This is a genomic window from Streptomyces sp. NPDC091281 (assembly GCF_044757425.1).
GTDB lineage: Bacteria > Actinomycetota > Actinomycetes > Streptomycetales > Streptomycetaceae > Streptomyces.
This window is the reverse complement of sequence record NZ_JBIVUY010000005.1, coordinates 53,033-78,068: the sequence shown is the minus strand read 5'-3', so window position 1 is coordinate 78,068 and position 25,036 is coordinate 53,033. Positions and strand designations below refer to the sequence as shown.

Genomic DNA, 25,036 nt, shown 5'->3' with positions numbered 1-25,036 from the left:
GGGGACACCCCTGATCCGGCCCCGAGAAGCCTGGTACTACTCACCCGTGGACTCACCCGTCGGCCTCGACCCCGAACTCGCCGCGCTGCGCCCCCTCGGTGCCTACTTCGCCCTGCGCACCGGGCCCGCGAACCGGTCCGGGACGGCCCAGGCGGACCCGCCCCCGGGGCCCCTGCCGCCCACCCTGGCCACCGCTTACCTGCCCCCTGCACCGGACGGCCCCGACCACGACCCCGGCACCCCGGCGCACCCAGGCACACTGGAGGCCCCCGGTGACCCCCGCACCCCCGCCGCCCCCCGCGCCTCCACCGACCCCCTGACCCGCCGCGTCCGCCGGGTCGCCGCCGCGCTGCGCACCCCCGAGGCCCGGGTGGCCGCCTCCGTGGCGCAGCAGGGGCTCGCCGCCCGCCTCTGGTCGGTCGCGCTCGGCTGCGCCGTGCTCTACGGCCGCGTCCCCGACCTGGCGCCGTCCCGGCTGCGCTGGGACCCCGAGGGCAGCGCCCCCGACGACCTCCTGCTGGCGGAGGTCCGCGCGGCCGGACCGGGTGACGCGGCGACCCTGGCCGCCACCGTCCTCGACGGCCACCTGGAACCCCTCTCCGCGGCCCTGCGCCGCCGCCTGCCGGTCGCGCCCGGCCTGCTGCGGGGCAACGCCGCCTCCGCGCTGGCCGGGACCGCCCGCCAACTGGAGGCCCACGCGCGCGCCCACGGCCGCCCCGACCTCGTCGCCCGGACCCGCGCGCTCACCGCCGACCTGCTCGCCCACCCCCTCCTCGCGGACACCGGCCGCCTCACCGGCACCGCCTTCCGCCGCCACAGCTGCTGCCTCTACTACCGGGTGCCCGGCGGCGGGGTCTGCGGCGACTGCTGCTTCTCCACACCCCCGCGCTCTTCCCCCCGGCCCCTCTCCGGGTGAATCATGAAGGGGAACGACCGTCGTGCGAGACCAGGGGGTTCCGGGTGCGTGTGGGACTGCTGACCCGGGAGTACCCCCCGGACGTGTACGGAGGAGCGGGCGTCCACGTCGAGTTCCTCGCCCGCGAACTGCGCGAGCTGGTCGACCTCGACGTGCACTGCTGGGGCGAGGGCCGCGCCGACGGCGTTCTGCGCCACCGGCCCTGGCAGGCCCTCGACGGCGCCAACGACGCGCTGCGCACCTTCTCCGTGGACCTCGCCATGGCCGCCGCCCTCGAAGGCCGCGAACTGGTCCACTCCCACACCTGGTACGCCAACCTCGCCGGGCACCTCGCCAAGGAGCTGTACGGCGTCCCGCACGTCCTCACCGCCCACTCCCTGGAGCCGCTGCGCCCCTGGAAGGCGGAGCAGCTCGGCGGCGGCTACGCCCTGTCGAGCTGGGCCGAACGCACCGCCGTCGAGGCCGCCGACGCCGTGATCGCCGTCTCCGGCGCCATGCGCGACGACGTCCTCGCCTGCTACCCCACGCTCGATCCGGCCCGCGTGCACGTCGTGCACAACGGCATCGACACCGCCCTGTACCGGCCCGACCCCGGCACCGACGTCCTCGACCGGCTCGGCGTCGACCCCGCCCGCCCGTACGTGCTCTTCGTCGGCCGCATCACCCGCCAGAAGGGCGTCCCGCACCTGCTGCGCGCCGTGCGGGACATCGACCCCGGCGTCCAGGTCGTGCTCTGCGCGGGCGCCCCCGACACCCCCGAGATCGACCGCGAGTTCCGCGAGCTGTTCGAGGAACTGAGCCGGGCCCGCGACGGCGTGCACTGGATTCCCCGGATGCTGCCCCGTTCCGAGGTCGTCCAGCTCCTCACGCACGCCGCGGTCTTCGTCTGCCCCTCCGTGTACGAGCCGCTCGGCATCGTCAACCTGGAGGCGATGGCCTGCGGCACGCCCGTCGTCGCCTCCCGCGTCGGCGGCATCCCCGAGGTGGTCGAGGACGGCGTCACCGGACTGCTCGTACCCCTCGGCGACGGCGACGGCGCGGCCGCCGCCTTCGAGGCCGGCCTCACCCGCGCCCTGGACACCGTCCTCGGCGATCCGGCCACCGCGCGCCGCATGGGCGAGACGGGCCGGCAGCGGGCGGCGGCCGAGTTCGGCTGGGACGCGGTGGCCCGCCGGACCGCCCGTCTGTACGAGGAGATCGTCAAACAGGCGTAGTACGCCCCGGGCGGGGCAGGCATGGATCACAACTGGGTGAGGGGAGCGGCCATGCGTCGTGGTGGGCCTTCGGTCCTCGGAATCGTGCTCGCGGGCGGCGAGGGCAAACGGCTGATGCCCCTGACCGCGGACCGCGCCAAACCCGCGGTCACCTTCGGCGGGACGTACCGCCTGGTCGACTTCGTGCTGTCCAACCTGGTGAACGCCGACATCCTGCGCATCTGCGTGCTCACGCAGTACAAGTCGCACTCGCTGGACCGGCACATCACCACCACCTGGCGGATGTCGAGCCTGCTCGGCAACTACGTCACGCCCGTCCCGGCGCAGCAGCGGCTCGGCCCGCGCTGGTACCTGGGCAGCGCGGACGCCATCCTCCAGTCGCTCAACCTGATCTACGACGAGCGCCCCGAGTACGTGGCCGTGTTCGGCGCCGACCACGTGTACCGCATGGACCCGCGCCAGATGCTGGCCCAGCACATCGACAGCGGCGCCGGGGTCACCGTGGCCGGTATCCGGGTCCCGCGCACCGAGTCCTCCTCGTTCGGCGTGATCACCCCCGGCTCGGACGGGCAGACCGTCGAGGGCTTCCTGGAGAAGCCCGCCGACCCGCCCGGCCTCGCGGACGCCCCGGACTCCGTGTTCGCGTCGATGGGCAACTACCTCTTCACCACGAAGGCCCTCATCGAGGCGCTCCAGCGCGACGCCGAGGACGAGGACTCCGTGCACGACATGGGCGGCTCGATCCTGCCCCAGCTCACCGCGCGCGGCGAGGCCCAGCTGTACGACTTCAGCGGCAACCACGTGCCCGGCGAGACCAGCCGCGACCAGGGGTACTGGCGCGACGTCGGCACCCTCGACGCGTACTACGACGCCCACATGGACCTGATCGCCGAGCGGCCCGCGTTCAACCTGTACAACCGCACCTGGCCCATCTACACCCACTCCAACCAGCTCTCCCCGGCCCGGTTCAACGCGGGCGGCATCGCGGGCGAGTCGATCATCAGCGCGGGATGCCTCATCCGGGGGCAGGTCACCCGTTCGGTGCTCTCGCCGGGGGTGCTGGTCGACCCGGGCGCGGTCGTCCAAGGCTCGATCCTCCACGACAACGTCCACATCGGGCGGGGCGCGGTGGTGCGCAACGCGATCCTCGACAAGAACGTCGAGGTGCCGCCCGGCGCCACCATCGGCGTCAACCCGGAGCGGGACGCCGAGCTGTACTCGGTGTCGGCGAACGGGGTGATCGCGCTCGGCAAGGGCCAGCGCGTGACCTGACGGCGGGCCGCGGAGTCCGCCGGGGCGGGCCGCCGGGCCGGGTTGCTCCGTCCGGCGCACCCGTAATCCGCTGTTAACTGTGCGTAGCACGAGCGTGCTTGACCGTGATCGTCCGGACGGGATTGACTGGCAGGTCCATCCCGTCGCCGACGCGAGGCAAGGCCGTGACTGCTGATCCGCTCGCACCACTCGACCTGGCGTTCTGGAACATCGAGTCCCCCGCGCACCCCATGCACCTCGGCGCGCTCGGCGTGTTCGCCGCACCTGCGGCCACCGCCGCCGCGCACGCGGCCGACCTGCTCGCCGGGCGCTCCGCCGCCGTCCCCGGCCTGCGCATGCGCATCCGCGACGTCTGGCAGCCGACCGCCTTCGGGGGCGCGGTCCGCGAACCGGCCCCCGCGTTCGACCCCCGCCACCACGTCCGGCTGCACCTGCCCACCGACGACTTCCAGGACGCGGCCGGACGCCTCATGGAGCAGCCCCTCCTGCGCGGCCGTCCCCCGTGGGAGGCGCACGTCCTGCCCGCCGCCGACGGCGACTCCTTCGCCGTCCTGTTCAAGTTCCACCACGCCCTCGCCGACGGGCTGCGCGCCCTGACCCTGGCCGCCGCCGTCCTCGACCCGATGGACCTCCCCCCGCGCCGCCCCCGGCCCGCCGCGCCCGCCCCCTCCCGGCTCCCCGACGTACGGCGCCTGCCCGGTCTGCTGCGCGGGGCGCTCTCCGACGTCGGCCGCGCCCTCGACATCGGCGCCTCGGTCGCCGTGCACACCCTCGGCATGCGCTCCACGGGCGCCCTCACCGCCGCACCCACCGGCACCCGCCGCACCGCCGGGGTGGCCGTCGACCTCGACGACGTGCACCGGGTGCGCAAGGCGGTCGGCGGCACCGTCAACGACGTCGTGATCGCCGTCGTCGCGGGCGCCCTGCGGAGCTGGCTCGACGAGCGCGGCGACGGCAGCGCCGGGGTCAGCCCGCGCGCCCTCATCCCGGTCTCCCAGCGCCGCCCGCGCACCGCCCACCCCCAGGGCAACCGGCTCTCCGGCTACCTGATGCGGCTGCCCGTCGACGAGCCCGACCCGCTCGGCCGCCTCGCCGCCGTCCGCACCGCCATGGACCGCAACAAGGACGCCGGACCCGGCCGGGGCGCGGGCGCCGTCGCCCTCCTCGCCGACCACGTGCCCGCCCTCGGCCACCGCATCGGCGGCCCCCTCGTCGGCCAGGCCGCCCGGCTCTGGTTCGACATCCTCGTCACCAGCGTCCCGCTGCCCGGCATCGGCCTCACCCTCGGCGGCCACCCGGTCACCGAGGTCTACCCCTACGCCCCCCTCGCCCGCGGGCAGTCCCTCGCCGTCGCGATCTCCACCTACCGGGGCCGCGTCCACTTCGGGCTGGTCGCCGACGCCGAGGCCGTCCCCGACCTCGACCGGTTCGCCCGCGCGCTCACCACCGAGGTGGAGACGCTCCGCGCGGCCTGCGACTGCTGACCGGCGGGGCCGTACGCCGCCGCCCGGCCCGCGACCGCCGACCGGGACGGGTTTGGAGGACGGGCCCGCCGCTCCGTACACTTCCCCGTTCGAAGGCGGGCGCGGTCGGAGCGCCGCTCGGGTCAGCAGGGAAACGGCAGCGCGATGACGGTGACAGAGGACGGCTCGGCGACGATCACGGACGAGGTCGTGTACGGGCCGGGCATCGACCCGGAGCGGCTCGCGGTCTGCCTCGCCGTGCTCGCGGAACTCGACACGATCGACGTCGACCACCCCGACGCGATCGCGGTGCGCCGGGCCACCGCGGGCATCTACCGCACGGTCAAGCAGCGCCGCCGCCAGGACCGCCGCGCCGCGAAGACCGCCCACGACAAGGCGGTCACCGAGGCCACCGCGACCGGCTCCGCCCAGCGCATCGACGACGAGACCGAGGGCATCCTGCCGTCGTCGGTCACCGAGCAGGGCCAGATCGCGGGGATACTCCAGCGGCCCCGCTCCTGCTACACCTGCAAGACCCGCTACGTCGAGGTCGACTACTTCTACCACCAGCTCTGCCAGAACTGCGCCGCCGAGAACCGGGCCCGCCGCGACGCCCGCGCCGACCTCACCGGCCGCCGCGCCCTGCTCACCGGGGGCCGCGCCAAGATCGGCATGTACATCGCGCTGCGGCTGCTGCGCGACGGCGCCCACACCACCGTCACCACCCGCTTCCCCAACGACGCGATCCGCCGCTTCAAGGCCCAGCCCGACAGCGCCGACTGGATCCACCGGCTGAAGATCGTCGGCATCGACCTGCGCGACCCGGCCCAGGTGGTCGCGCTCGCCGAGTCCGTCGCCGCCGAGGGCCCGCTCGACATCCTGATCAACAACGCGGCCCAGACCGTACGCCGTTCGCCCGAGGCCTACAGCGAGCTGCTGACCGCCGAGTCCGGCCCGCTGCCCGCCGGGGAGCTGCCCGCCGCCGAGGTGATCGGCACCTTCGGCTCCGGCGCCGTCGCCGCGCTGCCGGTCGCCGGGGGCGGCGCGCTGACCGCGCAGGAGGTCACCGACCTGGCGCTGGTGTCGGGTTCGGCGTCCCTGGAGCGGATCGCGGCCGGGACGGCGATCGACGCGGGCGGCCTCGTGCCCGACCTGCACGACACCAACAGCTGGATCCAGTCGGTGGAGGAGGTCACGCCGGTCGAGCTGCTGGAGGTCCAGCTCTGCAACTCCACCGCGCCGTTCATCCTCATCAGCCGCCTGCGCGCCTCGATGGCCGCGGCCGCCGCCGACCGCACCTACATCGTCAACGTGTCCGCGATGGAAGGGGTGTTCAACCGCGGCTACAAGGGCGCCGGGCACCCGCACACCAACATGGCGAAGGCCGCCCTGAACATGCTGACGCGCACCAGCGCCCAGGAGATGTTCGAGAAGGACCGCATCCTGATGACGGCCGTCGACACCGGCTGGATCACCGACGAGCGCCCCCACCCGGACAAGGTCCGCCTCGCCGAGGCCGGATTCCACGCCCCGCTCGACCTGGTCGACGGCGCCGCCCGCGTCTACGACCCGATCGTCCGCGGCGAGCAGGGCGAGGACCTGTACGGCGTCTTCCTCAAGGACTACGCGCCCGGCAAGTGGTAGGCCGCTGAGGCGACTTCGGGGGTAGGGCGGCCCGGTCACCGGCCGCCGTACGCGTCCCGGCCCGCCGTCCCGAGCGGGGAGACCCGCGCCGCCACCAGCTCCAGCACCGTGCGCCAGTCCTCCAGCACGCCCGCGTCGAAGGCCCCGGTCCGCGCGTCCTCGGCCGCCTGCCGCAGCCGCACCAGATCGTCGTGCTCGGCGGGCCCCGGCCAGGGCTGCCGCCCCACCAGCCACGCCACCCGCGCGCCCAGCAGCGGCCGTACGGCGTCGGCGGCCCGTGCCGCGCCGCCCGCCGGGTCGGCCGGACGCAGCAGCCGCCCGACGGGATGCACCAGACCCGTCACCTGGAGTTCCTTGTCAGCGGGGCGACTTCGGCGCAGCAGCGCGGCCGTCCGCAGCGCGTGCTCGTGCACATCGACCCCCGGCGCGCCCCGGCCCGGCGCTCTCCGGCCCGGAGCGTCCCGTACGCCCTGCCCCGTGGAGAGCAGGTCCATCAGCTCCTCGACGCTGCGCAGCTCCATGCGTCCGTCCTCCCCGCGCGTCGGTCCCAGCGGCACGTCAGCTCAGCACGGTCACCTTGCGGCCGGGCCAACGGCACCTGAACTGCGCGGCGATGGGGTCGGCGGCCACCCGCCGGAAGGGGGGCGGGCCGGTGCCGAGGGGAGGTCGGGGGGGCGGGGCGCTACGCCGTCCGAGTGAAGGTCAAGGGGTGCCAGAACCGCCGAAAGGGTTCAATTCACCTGCGGGGACATCTAGGTGACGTGCCATGGTTACCTCAAATTTTCAGCGCTATCGAGCGACCACCCGCTCATTTGGTTAGTCTGTTGCCGACGGACCGCAGGACGGAGTGCCACCCCCACCCACTGTCCGTCATGGGACAAGCCGGTTCACAACGGCCCGCTCCTGCAAGAGACACCGGCGCCACCGCGTCCGAACAGCCCTCGAGCCAGACCCTGTGGGGCGTCACGCGCCGGATCGGCAGACCGACCGGCCCGCCCCGAGGGTGACCGACACATAAGGAGTGCGCGGTGACACCGGAGATGACGAATCGCGATCAGCGCCCCAAGGAACGCACGGAGCGCGCGGGCCGCAGGCCCGGAGAGATCGGCAGCCTCGACGTGTGGGCCCGGTCCGCCCCCATCCGCCTCGCCGGATACGAGGACGACCTCAACGAGCCCCACATCCTGCCCAGCGTCGACTGACGCCCAGGATCTCGCGCGATCGCAGGACGCGTGGGCGTCGCCCCGGCACCCGCCCCGGCCACGCCCATGCAAACCCCGGACCGCACCGTCGCGCTCCCGCGCCCTCGCGGCGCGCCGACCGCCTGGCCGGGCTACTGATCCCCGCGCGGCCCGCTCAGCCGGGTCGGCGGCAGATACTCCCACACCACCGTCCGCTCCCAGCAGGCGCCCGTCTCCCGCAGCTCCCGCCAGGTCGTGTACCGGTAGCGGAACAGCCGGGCCCGGACCCACCGCGGCGGAGCGCCGGGCGGGAACGGGGAGCGGCGCAGCAGCCGCAGCGTGGCCGGATCGCCCTCCAGCAGCCGCTCCACCAGCGTCCCGAACCACGGCCCCGCGTAGGCGGGGGAGAGCGCCGCGAACCACATCATCCAGTCCAGCCGCAGATGGTAGGGCGCCCACTGGCGCGGCCAGCGCCCCGGATCGCCCGGCTTGCCCCGGAACTCGTACGCCTCCCAGTCCCCGTCCGCGCGCGGCACCTCGTCCCGGCTGCCCTCCAGCACCACCTCGTGACGGACCCGGCCGACGCTGCCGAAGGCGCCGTAGGTGTTCACCAGGTGCAGCGGGTCGTACGAGCGGTTCATCACCTGCCGCGGCGAGACCATGTTCACCACCGGCCGGTACGACAGGACGACCAGCAGCGCCGACACCGCCAGGACCACCACCTCGTACCAGAGCGGCGCCGGGGGAGCGGGCCGTCCGGAGACGCCCGGCGGGCGCACCGCCGACAGGGCCAGCGCCACGGTCAGCCAGTTCAGCCAGGAGAAGTTGCCCGACAGGACCAGCCACAGCTGCGTGACGATCATCAGCGCCGCCGCCCACGTGGCGAGCGGCTGCGGCGCGAACAGCAGGAACGGCACCACGAGCTGGGTGACGTGGTTGGCCGCCACCTCCACCCGGTGCACGGGCCGGGGCAGACGGTGGAAGAACCAGCTCAGCGGGCCCGGCATCGGCTGCGTCTCGTGATGGTGGTCGAGGCAGGTGAGGTTCCGCCAGCAGGGATCGCCGCGCAGCTTGATCAGGCCCGCCCCGAACTCCACCCGGAACAGCACCCAGCGCAGCAGGAAGAGGACGACCACCGGCGGGGCCACCTCGTCGTTGCCGAGCAGCACGGCGACGAACCCCGCCTCCAGCAGCAGCGACTCCCAGCCGAAGCCGTACCAGGTCTGCCCCACGTTCACCACCGACACGTACAGCGCCCACGGCAGCAGCCACAGCAGCATCGCCGCCCACAGCGGCACCAGCCCGTCCACCCCCGCGAGCAGCGCCACCGCCACCGCGCACCCCGCCCAGGCGCAGCCCGCGAAGAACCGGTCCGAGTACCGCAGCCGGAACAGGCTCGGCCCCCGCCGAAACGGCGTCCGCGCCACGAACGCGGGCACCGGCAGCAGCCCGCGCTCCCCGATCAGCGGCCGGAACTGGAGCGCCGCCGTCAGGAACGCCACCCCGTACACCGCCGCCAGCGCCCGCTGGAACAGCAGCCGTCCCAGCCAGTCACCGGGTGCCGCGAACCACTCCACGCCCCTGCCTCTCCAGGTCCCTGTCCCTCTCGGTGCTCCCCCTCCGTGTTCCACGCCCGGCCCCGGTCACCCCCCTGTCCCCTCCCGGTCGAAGAATCGGATATTTCCTGGCAAGGTGGCCCCATGGTTGATCGGGGAGCGAGCGCGCTGTCCCTCCCGGACGACTGGCCCCGCGATCCGGACCCGATCCTGGCGCTCAACGGCATGGGCAGCTTCGACTGGGACCTGGACTCCGGGGTCTTCGCCATGGACCCCCGCGCGTACGAGATCTTCGACGTCCGCCCCGACGAGTACGACGGCGACCCGGAGACCCTGGCGATGCGGGTGCCGCCCGCCGAGGGCGTCCGCCTCGACGCCCTCGTCGCCCAGGCCATCAAGGACGGCAGCGAGCACTACGGCTGCTACTTCCGCGTCCGCCGCCGCGACGGCAGCCTCTACTGGACCCACACCCAGGGCCACATCCACCGCGACGACTCCGGACTGCCCCGCCGCATCATCGGCATCATCCGCGACGCCACCGAGGAACTCGCCGACCTCGCCGCCCGCCGCGACGAGGACGCCCTCGACATCGCCCGCCGCGAACAGACCAACGTCGTCCAGCTCACCACCGCCGCCCTGGCCCACGCCCGGACCGTCCGGGACGTCATCGACGTCCTCAAGGACACCCGCGGGCTCACCCACCTCGGCGCGACCAGCCTTGTCATGGGCCTGGTGGAGGCGGGCCGCATCCGGCTGATCGCCGAGGGCCCCGCGGGCAGCTTCGTGCCCGGCACCGACATCACCCGCATCGACGAGCCCTACCCGATGAGCGAGGTGGTCCGCACCCTCACCCCCCGCTTCATCGAGTCGGCCGAGGAGTTCGCCGACGGCTACCCCGTCCTGTGGCCGCACCTCACCGACCTCAGGATCACCTCCGCCGCCTACCTCCCGCTGATCGTGCAGGCCAACCCGATCGGCGCCATGGGCCTCCTCTACAGCGACCGGCACGGCTTCACCCCGGAGGAACGCAACATCCTCGTCGCCCTCGGCAGCAGCATCGCCCAGAGCCTCCAGCGCGCCATGTTCTACGAGCAGGAGAAGGACGTCGCGCAGACCCTCCAGCAGGCGATGCTGCCGCGCACCATCCCCAGCGTGGCCGGTGCCGACGTCGCCGTCCGCTACCGCGCCGCCCCCATCGGCGGCCTCCACGGCCGCGACATCGGCGGCGACTGGTACGACCTCATCCCGCTGCCCGGCGGCCGGGTCGGCGCCGTCATCGGCGACGTCCAGGGCCACGACACGCACGCCGCCGCCGTCATGGGCCAGCTCCGCATCGTGCTGCGCGCCTACGCCTCCGAGGGCCACACCCCGGCCACCGTGATGGCCCGCGCCTCCGTCTTCCTCCACGAACTCGACACCGACCGCTTCGCCACCTGCCTGTACGCGGAGGCCGACCTCGCCACCGGCGTCGTCCAGGTCGTCCGCGCCGGGCACATCGACCCGCTGGTGCGCTCCACCGACGGCACCTGCCGCCGCGTCTGCGTCCCCGGCGGCCTGCCGCTCGGCCTGTCCGCCGAGTTCGGCAGCCTGGAGTACCCGGTCGCCACCCTGGAGATCGACCCCGGCCACACCCTCCTGCTGTGCACCGACGGACTCGTCGAGACCCCCGGCGCCGACCTCGACGACGGCATGCGCGCCCTCACCGACCTGATCGCCGACGCCCCCCAGGACGTCCGCGCCCTCGCCGACCGGCTGATCGAGGTGGCCGAGGAGCGCGGCGGCGACGACGACGTCGCCCTCCTGCTGCTGCGCCGCCCCGGACTGGAGCCCGCGCGGGCCGGGGGCCGCCTCCAGCAGCACGTCGCGCCCGGCGACCCGGAGGCCCTCACCGAGGCCCGCCACCTGATCCGCACCGCCGTCCGCTCCTGGGGTGCCCGGGACCGCGCCGACGAGATCGAACTGGTCGCCGACGAGCTGATCACCAACGCCCTCATGCACACCGAGGGCGCCGCGATCGTCACCCTGCGGGTGCTGGGCGGCGCCGACCGGCGGCTGCGGGTCGAGGTCGAGGACTCCTCCAGCGCGCTGCCCCGCCGTCGGGAGGCCGGGGAGTCCGGGGTCTCCGGCCGCGGACTGCTCCTGGTCGACCTGCTGACCGACGCGTGGGGCGTGGAGGCGCGCGGCGGCGGCAAGTGCGTGTGGTGCGAGTTCGTGGTGCCCGAGCCGACCTGAGGCGCGCCGCGGCCGACCTGATGGCCGGGCCGCCGGGTGGCACCCTGGACGTATGCCGGAACTCCCCGAGGTCGAGGCGCTCAAGGACTTCCTCACCGAGCACCTGACCGGCCACGAGATTGTGCGCGTCCTCCCGGTCGCGATCAGCGTCCTGAAGACCTACGACCCGCCCCTCACAGCCGTCGAGGGCGGCGAGGTCACCGCCGTGCACCGGCACGGCAAGTTCCTCGACCTGGAGACCGCCGACGGACTCCACCTCGTCACCCACCTGGCCCGCGCGGGCTGGCTGCACTGGCGCGACCGGCTCCCCGACGGGCCGCCCCGCCCCGGCAAGGGTCCCCTCGCGCTGCGGGTCGCCCTGGAGACCGGCGAGGGCTTCGACCTGACCGAGGCCGGCACCCAGAAACGGCTCGCCGTGTACCTCGTACGCGATCCGGGGGAGATCCCCGGCGTGGCGCGGCTCGGTCCGGACCCGCTCGCCGACGGCTTCGACGAGGAGCGGTTCGCGGCGCTGCTCAAGAACGAGCGGCGGCAGCTGAAGGGCGCCCTGCGCGACCAGTCCCTGATCGCGGGCGTCGGCAACGCCTACAGCGACGAGATCCTGCACGCGGCCCGGATGTCACCGTTCAAGCTCGCCGCCTCCCTCACGCCCGAGGAGACGCACACGCTGTACGCGGCGCTGCGCGACACCCTCACCCAGGCGGTGGAACGCTCGCGCGGCGTCGCGGCCGGGCGGCTCAAGGCCGAGAAGAAGAGCGGGCTGCGCGTCCACGGGCGGACCGGCGAGGCCTGCCCGGTCTGTGGCGACACCGTCCGCGAGGTCTCCTTCAGCGACTCCTCGCTCCAGTACTGCCCGACCTGCCAGACCGGCGGCAAGCCCCTGGCGGACCGGCGGATGTCACGGCTGCTGAAGTAGGGGAAGTCAGAAGTCAGGGGAGAGGCGGGCCGACGGGGGCCGGTGATCCGTGGGGACGTGGCCGCGGAGCCGCGCACGCCGGCGGTGTCCGGCCGGGCGGGTCACTTCGGGTCGAGGGCGACCAGGGTCTCGCCGGTGCTGGTGCGGACCTCGTAGCGGGCGATCTCGTCGGCGTGCTTGGCGGCGCCGCCCATCATCGTGTTGGGGCGGGCGTCGTGGTCGGGCACGGTGAAACTGGTGACGGTCTGCTCCGAGCCGTCGTGGCCGATGATCACCAGGCGGCAGGGCCGGGGTCCGGCACCGTCCTTGACCTTCAGCTCCACCGAGCTGCCCCACACCCGGTCCTCGGTGGTCACCTGCGCCCACACCCCCGACTTCGGGTCGGTCGCGGTGAGGCGGACCGGTTCGTCACCGCCCCCGCCCGCCGCCATCGCCAGCACGGGGCCGCCCACGGCGACGACCACGGCCGCCGCCACCGCGTACAGCAGGCGGCGGCCGACCCGGCGGCGCCGGGCGGCGACCTCGGCCAGCAGCCGGTCGAGCAGGTGCGGTCCGGGACCGGCGAACGGGTGCACGGTGCGCGGGGTGGCCCGCCGGTACAGCATCATCTGGCGGGTGGTGGCCCCGAACTCCGTGACGTGCGCGGTGCATTGAGGACATTCCATGAGGTGGTCCTCGAATCGGAAGGCCTCCGCCTCGTCCAGCACGCCCAGCGCGTACGCGCCGACGTCGCGATGCCTCTCCAGGGACCTCATGCCGAAACCTCGTGCCGTTGAGTGCCAGTGGGGTTACTCCTTGCTCCCACCGGTACGCACCGGGCCGTCGAATCACTCAAGTCACGTACCGAATCGTGACCGGAGACGTTCGGAGCCGTCGGGCCCGCGGATTGGTCGGATTCCGCGCGACCTCGAAAGAAATCCCGGACGGCCTAGAAGAGATGGATCGCGAGGTGCCCCAGCGGCAGGCCGAGCTGCCAGGCCGGGGTCCAGACCTCGTTCCCCTCGCTCTCCCCGGGCGGCACACCGCCGGGCACCGCGTCGAGGTCCGGCGCCAGCAGTTCGGTCTCCTCCAGCCAGCGCCAGGCCGCCGCGGCCAGCTCCAGATCCGGGCCGGTACCCCCCGACTCGGCCGTCTCCGCGGTGAGTTGGTCCATCCGCTCGGCCACCCAGTCCTGCCACGGCTGGTCGTAGGCGGTCAGCGACAGCCAGGTGTCCAGCTGGGTCACCACCCGGATGCCGGGGAGTTCCCCGTCGGTGTCGGAGAGGAAGATGGTGAGCGCCAGCGCGTCGCGGCCCGCCCGGAACTCGAAGGACGTCGGCGGCATCAGATCGCCGGTGCGCAGCAGTTCGTCGGCGATGTACTCGGCGTACAACCAGGCCATCGGCACGACGAGTTCGGCGCCGTCGGCACGGCCGGTGCCGTCACCGCCGTCGGTCCCGTCCGTGCCGTCGGCACCGTGCTCGCCCTGTCCACCTCTGTGCGGCATCCCTTTCCGCCCTCCTCCGGTGCGTGCCTGTGACCCGCCGCCGGACCCCTCATCCGGAACACGGATAAGGACACCCGATTACTCAACAGGGCTACTCGGCAAGGGGCTTTACGGAGGCTTGACCTGAGTGTCGGTTTCAGTCCAGGTCGGGCGCGTACCCCGGAAGGACCCGGCGCAGGGCGCGCAGGGCGTAGAACGCGCGGGACTTGACGGTGCCGGGCGGGATGCCCAGGACCTCGGCGGCCTCCGCCGTACTGGCCCCCTGGAAGTACACGAGCACCAGGACGTCGCGGTGTTCCGGCGTGAGGGTCTTCACCGCCTCGCGCACGTCCAGGGCGGCGGTGGCCCGGTCGGCGTGGTCGCCGCAGACCGGCGCGTTCTCCAGCACCGCGTCCCCGACCTCGGCGGGCCGGGCCTGCCGGGCCCGCCGCGCGTCGATGGCCAGCCGCCGCCCCACGGTGAGCAGCCAGGGCCGCACCGACTCGAAGGCGTCGGCGCGCAGTGCCTCGGGGTGCTGCCAGGCCCGCACCAGCGTCTCCTGGACCAGGTCCTCGGCGCGCTGCCGGTCGCCGTCGCACAGCCGCAGCAGCAGCGCGAAGAGCGGCCTGCCGTGCTCGCGCTGGAGCGCGGCGAGTTCGTGTTCGGCGGTCGTCGACCCGGTCGTCGGTGTCCTGAGCGTGGTTCCGGCGGTCATGCGCGTATGGCACCCCAGCCCGCCCCTTTCGGACAGGTCGCGCACACGGGTCTGCGACGGACGGTCGAACGCGTCGGTGAACGGTACGACGAACGGTCGGGGCGGCGAGGCGGCCGTCGCCGCGAGCGGTCGGGACCGGCGGGGAACGGGGCGGCCCGTCGCCCCGAGCGGTCGGGGCGGGGCGGGTGCCGCCGGAGCGGTGCCGGCGGGTCCGGCTACGCCGATCGCGGGCATCCGGGGCCGTCGGCGGGAGCGCCGGGTCCGTGCGCGCCGCGCCATCCGCTAGGAGTGGGATGTGCGCAAATATGACAAATCAGATGAGACGGGGTGATCCGGTGCTCGCTCGCAGACACCAGGTGGCGCTGGCCCTGACGGTCGTCCTCGGCGCCGCCGCCGCGTGCCAGGCCGACCGGAGACCCGAGAGCCCGCCGGGCCACGCGGCCCCGGCGGCGGCCCGCGGCTTCACCCTCGTCGCCTCCGGCGACGTCCTGCCGCACACCTCCGTCCTCGACCGGGCCCAGTTCGACGCGGGCGGCACGGGCCACGACTTCCGTCCGATGCTCGACGGCGTCCGGCCCGTCGTCTCCGGCGCCGACCTCGCCCTCTGCCACCTGGACGCCGTCGTCGGCACCGAGACCACCCCCACCGGCACCCCCGCGTCCACCGGCACCCCCGCCCTCACGGCGCCGCCCCCGCTCGCCGACGCCCTCGCCGCGACCGGCTACGACGGCTGCTCCACCGCCTCCGACCACAGCCTCGACGCCGGGCCCGACGGCGTGCGCCGCACCCTGGACGCCCTCGACGGCGCGGGCGTCCGGCACGCGGGCACCGCCCACACCGCCGCCGAGGCCGCCACCGTCACCCTGCTGCGCGCGGGCCCCGCCAAGGTCGCCCACCTCGCCTACACCTACGACACGGGCGGGCTGCCGCTGCCCGAGGGGCAGCCCTGGGCGGTCGGTCTCATCGACGAGAACCGCGTCCTCGGCGACGCCCGGCTGGCCCGGCAGCGGGGGGCCGACGTGGTCGTCGTGTCCCTGCACTGGGGCACCGCCTGGCAGGACGCCCCCGACGACCGCCAGCTCGGCCTCGCCCGCACGCTCACCGCCTCCCGCACCGACGGCCGCCCGGACATCGACCTCGTCCTCGGCACCCACGCCCATGTGCCGCAGGCGTACGAGAAGGTGAACGGGACCTGGGTCGTCTACGGGCTGGGCGACCAGGTCGCCGGGCAGACGACGAACACCGCCGGTGCGCTCGACCCGCGCGGCAACCAGTCCACCGTCGCCCGCTTCACCTTCGCCCCGCCCGCCGAGGAGGGCGGTCGCTGGCAGGTCCGCCGGGCCGAGTTCCTTCCGCAGCTCTTCGACGTGGACGCCGGACGCGTCGTGGACCTGAACAAGGCCCTCGCCCAGGGCGCCGGGGTCCAGGGCGTCCGCGACCGCATCCGCGACGTCGTCCTCAGCCGGGGAGCGGCGAAGGACGGGCTGGTGATGGGGGAGTAGCACCGCCCCGGCACCCGCCACACTGGCACCCGTGTTCCGGCACCCGCCACCCGGCCCGCGGGTGCCGTCGGCGGCTACGGCAAGACCGTCAGCCGCCGACGGCTACGGCACCACCGTCACCGGCCACTTCCCCGCCTTGACCAGCCGTACCGCCACCGAGCCGACGATCCGGTGCCCCGCCTGCTCGGAGGCGCCCACCACCACCGCGTCGGCCTTGAGCCGGTCGGCGGCCTGCGCCAGCCCGCCGTAGGGGTCGCCGCGGAAGGTGTGGAACTCCCAGCGCACGTCGAACGTGCCGCGCAACTGCTCCGCCGACTCGCGGATCTGCGCCTGGAGGTCGTCGGCGATCTCCCCGGTGGTCTCCGCGATCGGCGCGCCCAGCACGGCGCCGCCCGAGATCGGCGGCTGCACGTACACGACGGCCAGCAGGGCGTGCTGGCGCCGGGCCAGCCCCGCCGCGTAGGCCGCGGCCCGCATCGAGGAGTCGGAGCCGTCCACCCCGACGAGGATCACCTTCGGGCCGTCCGTACCCCGTTCGAACGGGGTCGCGTGCTGTTCCGTCACGGCGCCGAGGCTATCGAACACCCCGCCGCGCCCGCCGGGCGGGCCGCTCGACGGGCGCGACCGCCGGGCTCTTCCTACAGTCGGAACATGAGCGCCCGCGCGGACACCGCCCCGGCCAGGGAGAGCACCGGCCCCACCCGGCCGCCGCCCGGCTCCGGACTCCTCGCCCGGGTGCCCGAGATCTTCGCCGGATTCCTCGGCGCCCTCGGCACGCTCTGTGTGCTGCTCGCGATCATCCCGCCGCTGCGCTCCCTGCTGCGCCCGGTCGTGCGCTGGCTCGACCTGCTGATCGTCCCGGTCAGCGCCAACCTCGCGTACGCCGTCTTCCTGTTCCTCCTCGCCGCCGCCACCGCCGCCCGCAAGAAGGTCGCCTGGTGGCTGGTGGTCGTCTACCTCGGCCTGTGCGTCCTCGCCGACGTCCTCGGCGTCGTCGCCGGACTGTACGTCGACTCGATCCCCTCCCTCGTCGTGTGCGCGCTCGCGCTGGGCGCGCTGATCCTCGCCCGCGGCGAGTTCTACGCCGCGTCCCGCCGCGCCGCCGTACGGCGCGCCCTCGCCGTCCTCGCCGCCGGGCTGGTCCTCGCGGTCCTCGTCGGCTGGGGCCTCGTCGCCCTCTTCCCCGGCACCCTGCCCGCCGGACAGCGCCTCGGCTGGGCCGCCAACCGGGTCCTCGGCGGCCTGGTCTCCACCGGCTCCTTCGACGGCCGCCCGCCCCACCCCCTGTACTTCCTGCTCGGCCTCTTCGGCGCGCTCGCCCTGCTGAACGCCGCCGCGACCCTCTTCCGCTCCCAGCGCATGGAAGCGGCCCTGCACGGCGACGAGGAACCCCGCATCCGCGCCCTGCTGACCTCCTACGGCGCCCAGGACTCCCTGGGCTACTTCGCCACCCGCCGCGACAAGGCCGTCGTCTTCTCGCCCAGCGGCAAGGCCGCCGTCACCTACCGCGTCGAGGCCGGTGTCTGCCTGGCCAGCGGCGACCCCGTCGGCGACCGCGAGGCATGGCCGCACGCCATCGCCGCCTGGCTCGACGTGGCCCGCCGGCACGCGTGGGCGCCCGCCGTGATGGGCGCCTCCGAGGACGGCGCCCGCGCCTACGCCCGCGCCGGGCTCGGCGCCCTCCAGCTCGGCGACGAGGCGATCCTGCACGTGGCCTCCTTCGACCTGTCCGGCCGCGAGATGCGCGTCACCCGGCAGGCCGTCCACCGCGTCCGCCGCTCCGGCGCCACCTGCCGGGTCCGCCGCCACGCCACGCTCACCGACGCCGAGATGGAGGAGCTGATCGACCGCGCCGACGCCTGGCGCGACACCGAGACCGAACGCGGCTTCTCCATGGCCCTGGACCGCCTCGGCGATCCCGCCGACGGCGACTGCCTCCTCGTCGAGGCCCTCGACGGCGACGGGCGCCTGCTCGCCGTGCTCTCCTTCGTCCCCTGGGGCACCGACGGCGTCTCCCTCGACCTGATGCGCCGTGACCGGGGCGCCCCCAACGGCGTCATGGAGTTCATGGTCGCCGAGCTGTGCGCCGCCGCGGGCAAGCTGGGCGTGCGCCGGATCTCCCTGAACTTCGCCGTGTTCCGCTCCGCGTTCGAGGAGGGCGCCCGCATCGGCGCCGGACCCGTGCTGCGGCTCTGGCGCCGCCTGCTGCTGTTCTTCTCCAAGTGGTGGCAGCTGGAGGCCCTCTACCGCTCCAACGCCAAGTACCGCCCCGAGTGGTACCCCCGCTTCCTGTGCTACGCCGACGCCGGGTCCCTCGCCCGCGTCGGCCTCGCCTCCGGCATCGCGGAGGGCTTCGTCTCCGTACCGTCCCTGCGCACGCTGTGGGGCAAGCGGCGGCCGAAGGGCGGGGAACGGGCCGCCGCCGGAGCGGCCCCGCCGGTCCTCGCGGCGCCCGCGCCCGACGCGCCGACCGGGCCGCAACGCACCGTCGGCGGGCCGCCCGAGCAGGTCCGCGTCCGCCACCGCACCCTCGACCGGCTGCGCGCCGACGGCACCGACCCCTACCCGGTCGGCGTCCCCGCCCCCACCCACGCCCTCGCCGACGTCCGCCCCGGCGACCACGTCACCGTCGCGGGACGCGTCCTGCGCGTCCGCGACTTCGGCGGGATCATCTTCGTCACCCTGCGCGACTGGTCCGGCGACCACCAGCTCGCCCTCACCCGCGACCGCGGCGGCCTCGGCCGGTTCCGCGCCGACACCGACCTCGGCGACCAGATCTGCGCCACCGGCGACGCCGCCCCGAGCGACCGGGGCGAACCCACCGTCTTCGTCACCTCCTGGCAGCTCACCGCCAAGTGCCTGCGCCCGCTGCCCGACAAACGCCGCGGCCTCACCGACCCCGAGACCAAGGTGCGGCTGCGCCACCTCGACCTGATCGCGAGCCCCGCCGCCCGCGACGTCGTCCGGGCCCGCTCCACCGCGATCCGCGCCGTCCGCGACCACCTCCTGGACCGCGGCTACCTGGAGGTCGAGACCCCGGTGCTCCAGCAGATCCACGGCGGCGCCAACGCCCGCCCCTTCGTCACCCACATCAACGCCTACGACCTCGACCTCTACCTCCGCATCGCCCCCGAGCTGTACCTCAAGCGGCTCTGCGTCGGCGGCCTGGAGAAGGTCTTCGAACTGGGCCGCACCTTCCGCAACGAGGGCGTCTCCTTCAAGCACAACCCCGAGTTCACCGTCCTGGAGGCCTACCAGGCCTACGCCGACTATGACGTGATGCTCGACCTCACCCGCGAACTGATCCAGTCCGCCGCCACCGCCGCCCACGGCAGCCCCCGCATCGTCCGCGACGGCCAGGAACACGACATCTCCGGGCCGTGGCCGGTCCGCACGGTCTACGGCGCGATCTCGGCGGCGCTCGGCGAGGAGGTCGACGCCGACACCCACCTCGCCGTCCTGCACCGCCACTGCGACCGCGCGGGCGTCCCCTACACCCCCGACGACGGGCGCGGCGACGTCGTCCTGGAGATGTACGAGCGGCTTGTCGAGGAACGCACTCGACTCCCCACCTTCTACAAGGACTTCCCCACCGAGGTCTCCCCGCTGACCCGCCGGCACCGCGCCGACCCCCGGCTCGCCGAACGCTGGGACCTCGTCGCCTTCGGCACCGAACTCGGCACCGCCTACTCGGAACTGACCGACCCCGTCGAGCAGCGCCGCCGCCTCACCGAACAGTCCCTGCTCGCGGCGGGCGGCGACCCGGAGGCGATGGAACTCGACGAGGACTTCCTCGACGCCCTGGAGTACGGCATGCCGCCCACCGGCGGACTCGGCATCGGCGTCGACCGCCTCGTCATGTTCCTCACCGGCCTGACGATCCGCGAGACCCTTCCCTTCCCGCTGGTCCGCCGCCGCTGAGACGGGACACCGGGTGACGCGCCCACCCCGGCCCGACCGGGCGCGCCGGGGACCCTCCCGGCTGCGCCGTGCGGGTGGAATCGTGCCGCCGCCCCGGTGTCGCCGTGGTGCGTCGGGCCGGTGCCGGGCGACTGATGACACATGCAGAAGGATCAGTTGTTCACGCGGCGCGGGGCGCTCGCCGCCGGCGTCGCCACCGCCGGCGCGGCGGTCACGGCCGGTCTGCTCGCCCGCGGCACCGGCGATGCCCCGGCCCGCCCGGCCGCCCCCGCCGCCGGAGCCCCCGCCCGCGCCGCCGAGAAGCCCTCCGCCTACCGCCTCCAGCCGCTCACCGGCTACGGCCCCCCGCGCACCGCCGAGCGCCTCCCCGTGCGCCACGAGCCCCTGCTGCGGATCTCCGGCCGCGGCCGGACCATGGTCCTCACCTTCGACGACGGACCCGACCCCCGCTACACGCCGGGCATTCTCGACACCCTCGCCGCCTACGACGTACGGGCGATGTTCTTCGTCTGCGGCGAGATGGCGTCCTACAACCCCCGCCTCCTGGCCCGGATGGCCGACGAGGGCCACGTCATCGGCAACCACACCTGGTCCCACCCCCTCCTCACCGACCTGAGCCGCCGCCAGATCCGCTCCGAGATGACCCGCACCAGTGACGCCGTCGAGGACGGCTGCGGGGAACGCCCCCGCTGGTTCCGCGCCCCCTACGGCGCCTGGAACCGGACCGCCTTCCAGCTCGGCGCCGAACTCGGCATGGAGCCGCTGGCCTGGACCGTCGACACCCTCGACTGGACCACCCCCGGCACGAAGACCATCGTCGACCGGGTCGAGAACGGCGCCGCCCCCGGTGTCGTGGTCCTCTCCCACGACGCCGGGGGCGACCGCTCCCAGTCCGTCCAGGCCCTGCGCCGCTACCTCCCGCGGCTCCTCGACTCCGGCTACCACCTCACCGTCCCGCGCCGCCAGGACGCCTGAGACGCCCCGCCCGGCCGGGGTCCGGTCAGCGGACCTCGGTCAGGCGGGCGAACGCGACCACGTTGCCGTCGTAGCCGTTCGCCTGGGAGAACCCGCCGCCGCAGGTGATGACCCGCAGTTCGGGCGCGCCCTTGGAGGCGTACACGCGGTCGCCGGGGAAGTTGTTCTTCTCGAAGACCTCGACGCCGTAGATCTCGAACACCGCGGTCTTCCCGTCCCGGCGGGCCACCTCGACGTGGTTGCCCTTCTTCAGGGCGCCCAGGCCGTAGAAGACCGCGGGGCCCTGTGTGTTGTCGACGTGGCCGACGACGACCGCCGTGCCCTTCTCACCGGGGGAGACGGCGCCGGTGAACCAGCCCGCAAGGTTCGGGTCCTCCGGGGGCGGGGCACCGACCCAGCCGTCCGCGTCGAGGCCGACCTGGGTGACCGGGGCGTCCACCTGGATCGCCGGGATACGGACCCGGTCCGGCTCCGCGAACGGCAGTGCCTGCGGGGTCCGGCCGAAGGTGTCCTGCGTGACGCGGCCGTCGGCCGCCGCCGCCGAGGCGGGCTGGGGCGGGCCGGAGTCGAACTCGCCCGAACCGTTGCGGATGAGCGCGAGTCCGGTGAGCAGCACCAGCGCTATCACCCCCCACGGGGCGCGCTTCCTCGGCCGCTCCTCCTCTTCCGCCGTGCCGGACAGCTCGTAGCCAGACATTCGCCATCCCCTTCCGACGCGGCCGTCGCCCCGTCCTTTCGCGCCTACGAGAACGCTAAGCGCCCCGCCGCGATGCGGCGACGGGGAAGGGGGCGAACGGGTGGCCCCTCCGGCGTCCGGTGCGCCATCCGAGTCGGCATCCCCAGGAAATTTCTGACGGTCCGTGACCTGCGGTGATGGCGCCGCGCGGTGACCGCTGTCGGCGTGTCGGCTCACCGGGACGGACCAGCCCCGACATGCGGGGCCGGGAGGGGCCCCTGAGGGTCGAGCCGGGAGGTGCTCTCTCGCCGACAGACCGGGGACGGGCCCCGGGGCGCCTTCCGCGGAGGATCACATGCGAAACTCACGCGCCCTGGCGGCCGCGGCCACCGCGGCCGCCGTCCTCGGGCTCGCCGCCCCCGCCGCCGTCGCCGACGGCATGCCGCCCAACCCCGGCAGCCAGAGCGACACCGCCTGGTCCGGGAACGGCAACGGGAACACCGACTGGGGCAACAACACCGGCAACAACAACGGGGGCAACGGCAACAACAACGGAGGCAACGGCGGCGGGAACGGAGGCAACAACGGCGGCAACAACGGCGGGAACGGCGGTGGCAACGGAGGGAACGGCGGCGACTTCCTGAGCAACATCGTCGCGATGCCCGGCGTCGTCCCCCGCGGCGGTCAGCTCACCGTCACCGTCGACGGCTGCCGCAACGGCGGCACCGTCAGCTCCGACGCCTTCCGCACCACCAACCTCCGGGCGCTGCTCGGCTCCCACAACACCGCCGAGGCCACCGTCACGGTCAACAGCGACGCGCGTCCCGGCACGCACAGCATCACCGCCCACTGCAACGGCCGGACCCTCACCAACGCCACCGCCTTCCGTGTCATCGGCGGTGTCCGCGGCGGTCTCGGCGGCAGCACCACCAGCGGCGCCACCCCGACCGACGTGGCCATCGGCGGCGGGCTCGTGGCCGCGGCGGCGATCGGCGGCGGCGTCTTCTGGATGCGCCGCCGCGCGGAGCGCCGCGCCTGACAGCCCGTCCGGCTCCCGGCCCGACGCCGGGCCGGGAACCCTCGTGGCCCCGGCCCGGCGGCCCGCACCGCACCCGCCTTCGCCCCGGCTCCTCGCAGGAGGAGCCGGGGCGAAGGCGTCGTCCGCGCCGGACACCGCGCGCACCGGACGCACCCGCGGGCCCGTCAGGCGCCGTCCTCGCCGGAGCGCCGCCGGGTGAAGTGGTACGCGGTGCCCAGCGATCCGGCGATGAGCGCGGCACCGAGGCCGATCTCCTTCGCGTCGAACCCGCCGAGGCTGCCGCCCTCACCGGCGTGCACCCCTCGCGGGACCGGGGCGGTGGTGGCGGGGCGGTCCCCGGCGACCGTCACGTCCGTCGAGCCGCTGACCCCGTCACAGCTGAAGTTGACCCGGTAGGCCGTGCCCGCCCGGACGTCGTAGTCGATGCTGGTGGTCGCCGTGGAGCGGTCGGCGGCGATCCGCACCGACGCGAAGATGCCCGAGGTGATGGTGGCCGCGCCCTTGCAGCCGCCGCGCTCGCGGTCGATCCGGAGGGTGACCTGACCGCCCGCGGCGATCGTGGTCGGGGACACGCTGTAGCCGAACGGGGTCACGTCGCCCTCGGCGGCGGAGGCCGGCGCGGAGAGGGCCGTGGACAGGGCCAGGGCGCCGACACCCAGCACCGCGGCCGACGCGACACGTATCGCGTGCATGGTTTCCTCCGGTCCCGAGGGGCGGCCGCGGACCGTTTCCGCAGGGGGGACGCCGGCACCTCGATGACCGAGACGCTAGGAACAGCTCCGTCCGCCCGCGATCCGTACCGCGCCGCCCGAAGCCCCCGGAGGGCCGCACGGGGGACCCTCGCGGGGCGTCCGGGGGACCCGTACGGCGTGGCGGCGTGCGCTCCGGGCCGGGCGCGGGCTCAGCGGTCGACGCCCGGGAAAAGATGCAGGAAGGGTTCGGCCGAAGCGGTGACGCCCCGGCTGTAGGGGGCGTCGAAGTCCCAGATGAGGAAGAGCAGGAAGGCGATGAGCGCGGAGAACAGCCCGGCGAGGATCAGCTCCCGGGCCGTGCGCCGGATCTGGAGGGCGAACACCATGCCGATGGTGATCACCGCCCCCGCCAGCAGCCCGAACCACACCACGCCCGGCATGGTCGCCCCCGTCGAGTTCGCCCGGTTGGTGCGGGCCTGGTCGGCGGCGGCCATCTGGTCCAGCAGCGGCTGGTAGGCCTGCGCCTCGAAGTCGGAGGCGGGCTCGTAGTCGGTGAGGTCCACCCGGACCCGCTCCAGCAGCGCGTCGCCGCGGTCGGTCACCTCGTCCCGGTCCGCCATCGCCTTCCACTCGGTGGTCACGACGTGTCCGACATAGGCGTTGACGTCGTCCCGAATGCGGTCACGGACGGCGGGCGGGTACACCCGCACCCGCTCCGAGATCTCGTGCAGCGACTGGGCCTCGGCCTGCACGTGGTCCTGCGCGACGCTGCGGGCCTCCCACACGCCCGCGATGGCCAGACCCAGGACGATGGCGTAGACGACGCCGATCCACATCGTCATGTACTCGATGACGTCCGGGGTCTCGGTCGGGTCCTCGTCGTCGGACGCGGCGCGGTGCCGGACCAGGGTGACGGCGATCACCACCGAGCAGGCGGCGACCATCGCGAGGGTGAGAACAAGCCATTCCGGCAAGAGATGCCTCCTGGAGGCGTCAGCGGGGCCGCAGCGCCGCGACGGCGACCACGGCGGGCAAGGTGATCAGCAGGACGTAGGTGACCGGCGAGGGGCCGTTCCGGGTGGGCGCCCGGCGAGGCTGGGCCCGGTACTCCGGATAGCTCACGGGCGTCGCGGACGGGCTCGGCGGGGGCGTCGGGGCCGGGGTCGGCTCCGGCGCGGGCCGGGGCTTCGGGGGCGGCGCCGGGGCGGGCGGCGGCGGGGCCGCGGGACGCGGGGCGGGCGGGGGAGCGGGGCGGGCCTTCGGCGGCGGGGCCGGGGTCCGGGGCTTCGGGGGCGGCTTCGGCGTGGGTGTCGGCGGCGGGGTCGGCTCGGCGGGCGGGGTGGGCTTCGGAGTCGGTCTCGGGGTCGGCGGCGGCGGCGTGGGCTCGGGCTCGGGCTCGGGCGGCGGGGTGGGCTTCGGCGGGGGTGTCGGCTTCGGGCTGTGGCAGCCCGGCGGGATCGGCCAGGACAGGTGTCCGGCGACCGCCACCGCCTCGGTCCCGTCCGGGCCCGTCGACGCGTACGCGCAGGCGTCGGCCACCGCGGTCCCGGCCGGGGCGGCGGCCAGCAGCCATGCCACGGCGGTCAGTGCCAACGCCCGTGTCACCAGGGCGGATCGGGTCGGTCGGGAACCATGCACGAGCCCGATCATGGGGCTT

21 protein-coding genes and 1 pseudogene are annotated in these 25,036 nt (G+C 74.5%); 12 read left to right on the top strand and 10 right to left on the bottom strand.

All coding sequences use genetic code 11. The annotated features are described in order from the left end of the window. The first annotated feature begins 46 nt into the window (after window positions 1-46). The 5 genes from ACIQPQ_RS15010 (at window position 47) to ACIQPQ_RS14990 (ending at window position 6,509) form a co-directional block, all read left to right on the top strand. A complete protein-coding gene (locus tag ACIQPQ_RS15010; RefSeq protein ID WP_401303714.1) occupies window positions 47-916 on the top strand; it encodes a (2Fe-2S)-binding protein in 870 nt (289 codons plus the stop codon). A 44-nt stretch (window positions 917-960) separates the two neighbouring features. Beyond that, window positions 961-2,130 (top strand): glycogen synthase, encoded by a 1,170-nt coding sequence (glgA, locus tag ACIQPQ_RS15005; protein WP_401303713.1) that lies wholly within the window; start codon window positions 961-963, stop codon window positions 2,128-2,130. A gap of 51 nt (window positions 2,131-2,181) precedes the next feature. Continuing rightward, window positions 2,182-3,402: a glucose-1-phosphate adenylyltransferase gene (glgC, locus tag ACIQPQ_RS15000; protein WP_383780083.1), complete on the top strand. Its 1,221-nt coding sequence runs from the start codon at window positions 2,182-2,184 to the stop codon at window positions 3,400-3,402. 164 nt (window positions 3,403-3,566) lie between these two features. Continuing rightward, the gene (locus ACIQPQ_RS14995) at window positions 3,567-4,886 is read left to right on the top strand and encodes a wax ester/triacylglycerol synthase family O-acyltransferase (RefSeq protein ID WP_401303712.1); all 1,320 of its coding nucleotides are present in this window, start codon (window positions 3,567-3,569) and stop codon (window positions 4,884-4,886) included. 144 nt (window positions 4,887-5,030) lie between these two features. Continuing rightward, window positions 5,031-6,509 (top strand): SDR family NAD(P)-dependent oxidoreductase, encoded by a 1,479-nt coding sequence (locus ACIQPQ_RS14990; protein WP_401303710.1) that lies wholly within the window; start codon window positions 5,031-5,033, stop codon window positions 6,507-6,509. A gap of 35 nt (window positions 6,510-6,544) precedes the next feature. Here ACIQPQ_RS14990 and ACIQPQ_RS14985 read toward each other — a convergent pair whose 3' ends face one another. Continuing rightward, on the bottom strand, window positions 6,545-7,030 hold the full coding sequence (locus ACIQPQ_RS14985; RefSeq protein WP_401303709.1) for a hypothetical protein: 486 nt from the start codon (window positions 7,028-7,030) through the stop codon (window positions 6,545-6,547). 519 nt (window positions 7,031-7,549) lie between these two features. Here ACIQPQ_RS14985 and ACIQPQ_RS14980 point away from each other — a divergent pair. Then, entirely contained in the window at window positions 7,550-7,711 is a 162-nt protein-coding gene (locus tag ACIQPQ_RS14980) for a hypothetical protein (protein ID WP_383780125.1), read from the top strand. A 131-nt stretch (window positions 7,712-7,842) separates the two neighbouring features. Here ACIQPQ_RS14980 and ACIQPQ_RS14975 read toward each other — a convergent pair whose 3' ends face one another. Next, window positions 7,843-9,267 (bottom strand): lipase maturation factor family protein, encoded by a 1,425-nt coding sequence (locus ACIQPQ_RS14975; RefSeq protein ID WP_401303707.1) that lies wholly within the window; start codon window positions 9,265-9,267, stop codon window positions 7,843-7,845. 123 nt (window positions 9,268-9,390) lie between these two features. Here ACIQPQ_RS14975 and ACIQPQ_RS14970 point away from each other — a divergent pair, with 123 nt between their 5' ends. Together ACIQPQ_RS14970 and ACIQPQ_RS14965 are read left to right on the top strand one after the other, a co-directional pair. Beyond that, the gene (locus tag ACIQPQ_RS14970; RefSeq protein WP_401303706.1) at window positions 9,391-11,478 is read left to right on the top strand and encodes a SpoIIE family protein phosphatase; all 2,088 of its coding nucleotides are present in this window, start codon (window positions 9,391-9,393) and stop codon (window positions 11,476-11,478) included. Window positions 11,479-11,530: 52 nt separating this feature from the next. Continuing rightward, window positions 11,531-12,394 carry an Fpg/Nei family DNA glycosylase gene (locus tag ACIQPQ_RS14965; RefSeq protein WP_401303704.1) on the top strand — a complete coding sequence of 288 codons (864 nt, stop codon included), beginning with the start codon at window positions 11,531-11,533 and terminating at the stop codon, window positions 12,392-12,394. 101 nt (window positions 12,395-12,495) lie between these two features. Here the strand turns inward: ACIQPQ_RS14965 and ACIQPQ_RS14960 are convergent, their stop codons facing one another. The 3 genes from ACIQPQ_RS14960 to ACIQPQ_RS14950 form a co-directional block, all read right to left on the bottom strand. After that, window positions 12,496-13,149 (bottom strand): zf-HC2 domain-containing protein, encoded by a 654-nt coding sequence (locus ACIQPQ_RS14960; protein WP_401303702.1) that lies wholly within the window; start codon window positions 13,147-13,149, stop codon window positions 12,496-12,498. Window positions 13,150-13,322: 173 nt separating this feature from the next. Beyond that, entirely contained in the window at window positions 13,323-13,775 is a 453-nt protein-coding gene (locus tag ACIQPQ_RS14955) for a hypothetical protein (RefSeq protein ID WP_401304514.1), read from the bottom strand. Window positions 13,776-14,016: 241 nt separating this feature from the next. Further along, window positions 14,017-14,574 carry a sigma-70 family RNA polymerase sigma factor gene (locus tag ACIQPQ_RS14950; protein ID WP_401303701.1) on the bottom strand — a complete coding sequence of 186 codons (558 nt, stop codon included), beginning with the start codon at window positions 14,572-14,574 and terminating at the stop codon, window positions 14,017-14,019. Window positions 14,575-14,909: 335 nt separating this feature from the next. On the opposite strand from ACIQPQ_RS14950, the gene ACIQPQ_RS14945 reads away from it, so the two are divergent. Further along, window positions 14,910-16,076, top strand: a complete 1,167-nt coding sequence (locus ACIQPQ_RS14945; protein WP_401303699.1) for a CapA family protein — start codon at window positions 14,910-14,912, stop codon at window positions 16,074-16,076. A 102-nt stretch (window positions 16,077-16,178) separates the two neighbouring features. On the opposite strand, the gene ACIQPQ_RS14940 is transcribed toward ACIQPQ_RS14945, so the two are convergent. After that, window positions 16,179-16,640, bottom strand: a complete 462-nt coding sequence (locus ACIQPQ_RS14940; protein ID WP_383780058.1) for a universal stress protein — start codon at window positions 16,638-16,640, stop codon at window positions 16,179-16,181. Window positions 16,641-16,727: 87 nt separating this feature from the next. Here ACIQPQ_RS14940 and lysX point away from each other — a divergent pair, with 87 nt between their 5' ends. After that, window positions 16,728-19,997: a bifunctional lysylphosphatidylglycerol synthetase/lysine--tRNA ligase LysX gene (gene lysX, locus ACIQPQ_RS14935; protein ID WP_401303697.1), complete on the top strand. Its 3,270-nt coding sequence runs from the start codon at window positions 16,728-16,730 to the stop codon at window positions 19,995-19,997. A gap of 141 nt (window positions 19,998-20,138) precedes the next feature. Continuing rightward, the gene (locus ACIQPQ_RS14930) at window positions 20,139-20,972 is read left to right on the top strand and encodes a polysaccharide deacetylase family protein (protein WP_401303695.1); all 834 of its coding nucleotides are present in this window, start codon (window positions 20,139-20,141) and stop codon (window positions 20,970-20,972) included. A gap of 25 nt (window positions 20,973-20,997) precedes the next feature. Here the strand turns inward: ACIQPQ_RS14930 and ACIQPQ_RS14925 are convergent, their stop codons facing one another. After that, the gene (locus ACIQPQ_RS14925; RefSeq protein WP_383782718.1) at window positions 20,998-21,669 is read right to left on the bottom strand and encodes a class F sortase; all 672 of its coding nucleotides are present in this window, start codon (window positions 21,667-21,669) and stop codon (window positions 20,998-21,000) included. 622 nt (window positions 21,670-22,291) lie between these two features. On the opposite strand from ACIQPQ_RS14925, the pseudogene ACIQPQ_RS14920 reads away from it, so the two are divergent. Beyond that, window positions 22,292-22,687: pseudogene (locus ACIQPQ_RS14920) on the top strand (hypothetical protein); the annotation flags it as partial. A gap of 164 nt (window positions 22,688-22,851) precedes the next feature. Here the strand turns inward: ACIQPQ_RS14920 and ACIQPQ_RS14915 are convergent. The 3 genes from ACIQPQ_RS14915 to ACIQPQ_RS14905 all read right to left on the bottom strand — a co-directional run bounded on the left by ACIQPQ_RS14915 (window position 22,852) and on the right by ACIQPQ_RS14905 (window position 24,972). Next, window positions 22,852-23,379: a hypothetical protein gene (locus tag ACIQPQ_RS14915; protein ID WP_383782099.1), complete on the bottom strand. Its 528-nt coding sequence runs from the start codon at window positions 23,377-23,379 to the stop codon at window positions 22,852-22,854. Window positions 23,380-23,588: 209 nt separating this feature from the next. Continuing rightward, the gene (locus ACIQPQ_RS14910) at window positions 23,589-24,353 is read right to left on the bottom strand and encodes a hypothetical protein (RefSeq protein ID WP_401303692.1); all 765 of its coding nucleotides are present in this window, start codon (window positions 24,351-24,353) and stop codon (window positions 23,589-23,591) included. 19 nt (window positions 24,354-24,372) lie between these two features. Further along, window positions 24,373-24,972 (bottom strand): hypothetical protein, encoded by a 600-nt coding sequence (locus ACIQPQ_RS14905; RefSeq protein WP_401303690.1) that lies wholly within the window; start codon window positions 24,970-24,972, stop codon window positions 24,373-24,375. Window positions 24,973-25,036 lie beyond the last annotated feature (64 nt).

Bases quoted from the DNA above. Each gene is read 5' to 3' on its own strand.
- ACIQPQ_RS14970 (WP_401303706.1), top strand. From the start codon at position 9,391: ATGGTTGATCGGGGAGCGAGCGCGCTGTCCCTCCCGGACGACTGGCCC.
- ACIQPQ_RS14925 (WP_383782718.1), bottom strand. From the start codon at position 21,669: ATGTCTGGCTACGAGCTGTCCGGCACGGCGGAAGAGGAGGAGCGGCCG.
- ACIQPQ_RS14980 (WP_383780125.1), top strand. From the start codon at position 7,550: ATGACGAATCGCGATCAGCGCCCCAAGGAACGCACGGAGCGCGCGGGC.
- ACIQPQ_RS14950 (WP_401303701.1), bottom strand. From the start codon at position 14,574: ATGACCGCCGGAACCACGCTCAGGACACCGACGACCGGGTCGACGACC.
- lysX (WP_401303697.1), top strand. From the start codon at position 16,728: ATGAGCGCCCGCGCGGACACCGCCCCGGCCAGGGAGAGCACCGGCCCC.
- ACIQPQ_RS14960 (WP_401303702.1), bottom strand. From the start codon at position 13,149: ATGAGGTCCCTGGAGAGGCATCGCGACGTCGGCGCGTACGCGCTGGGC.
- ACIQPQ_RS14985 (WP_401303709.1), bottom strand. From the start codon at position 7,030: ATGGAGCTGCGCAGCGTCGAGGAGCTGATGGACCTGCTCTCCACGGGG.
- ACIQPQ_RS14990 (WP_401303710.1), top strand. From the start codon at position 5,031: ATGACGGTGACAGAGGACGGCTCGGCGACGATCACGGACGAGGTCGTG.
- ACIQPQ_RS14930 (WP_401303695.1), top strand. From the start codon at position 20,139: ATGCAGAAGGATCAGTTGTTCACGCGGCGCGGGGCGCTCGCCGCCGGC.
- ACIQPQ_RS14955 (WP_401304514.1), bottom strand. From the start codon at position 13,775: ATGGCCTGGTTGTACGCCGAGTACATCGCCGACGAACTGCTGCGCACC.
- ACIQPQ_RS14915 (WP_383782099.1), bottom strand. From the start codon at position 23,379: ATGCACGCGATACGTGTCGCGTCGGCCGCGGTGCTGGGTGTCGGCGCC.
- glgC (WP_383780083.1), top strand. From the start codon at position 2,182: ATGCGTCGTGGTGGGCCTTCGGTCCTCGGAATCGTGCTCGCGGGCGGC.
- ACIQPQ_RS14965 (WP_401303704.1), top strand. From the start codon at position 11,531: ATGCCGGAACTCCCCGAGGTCGAGGCGCTCAAGGACTTCCTCACCGAG.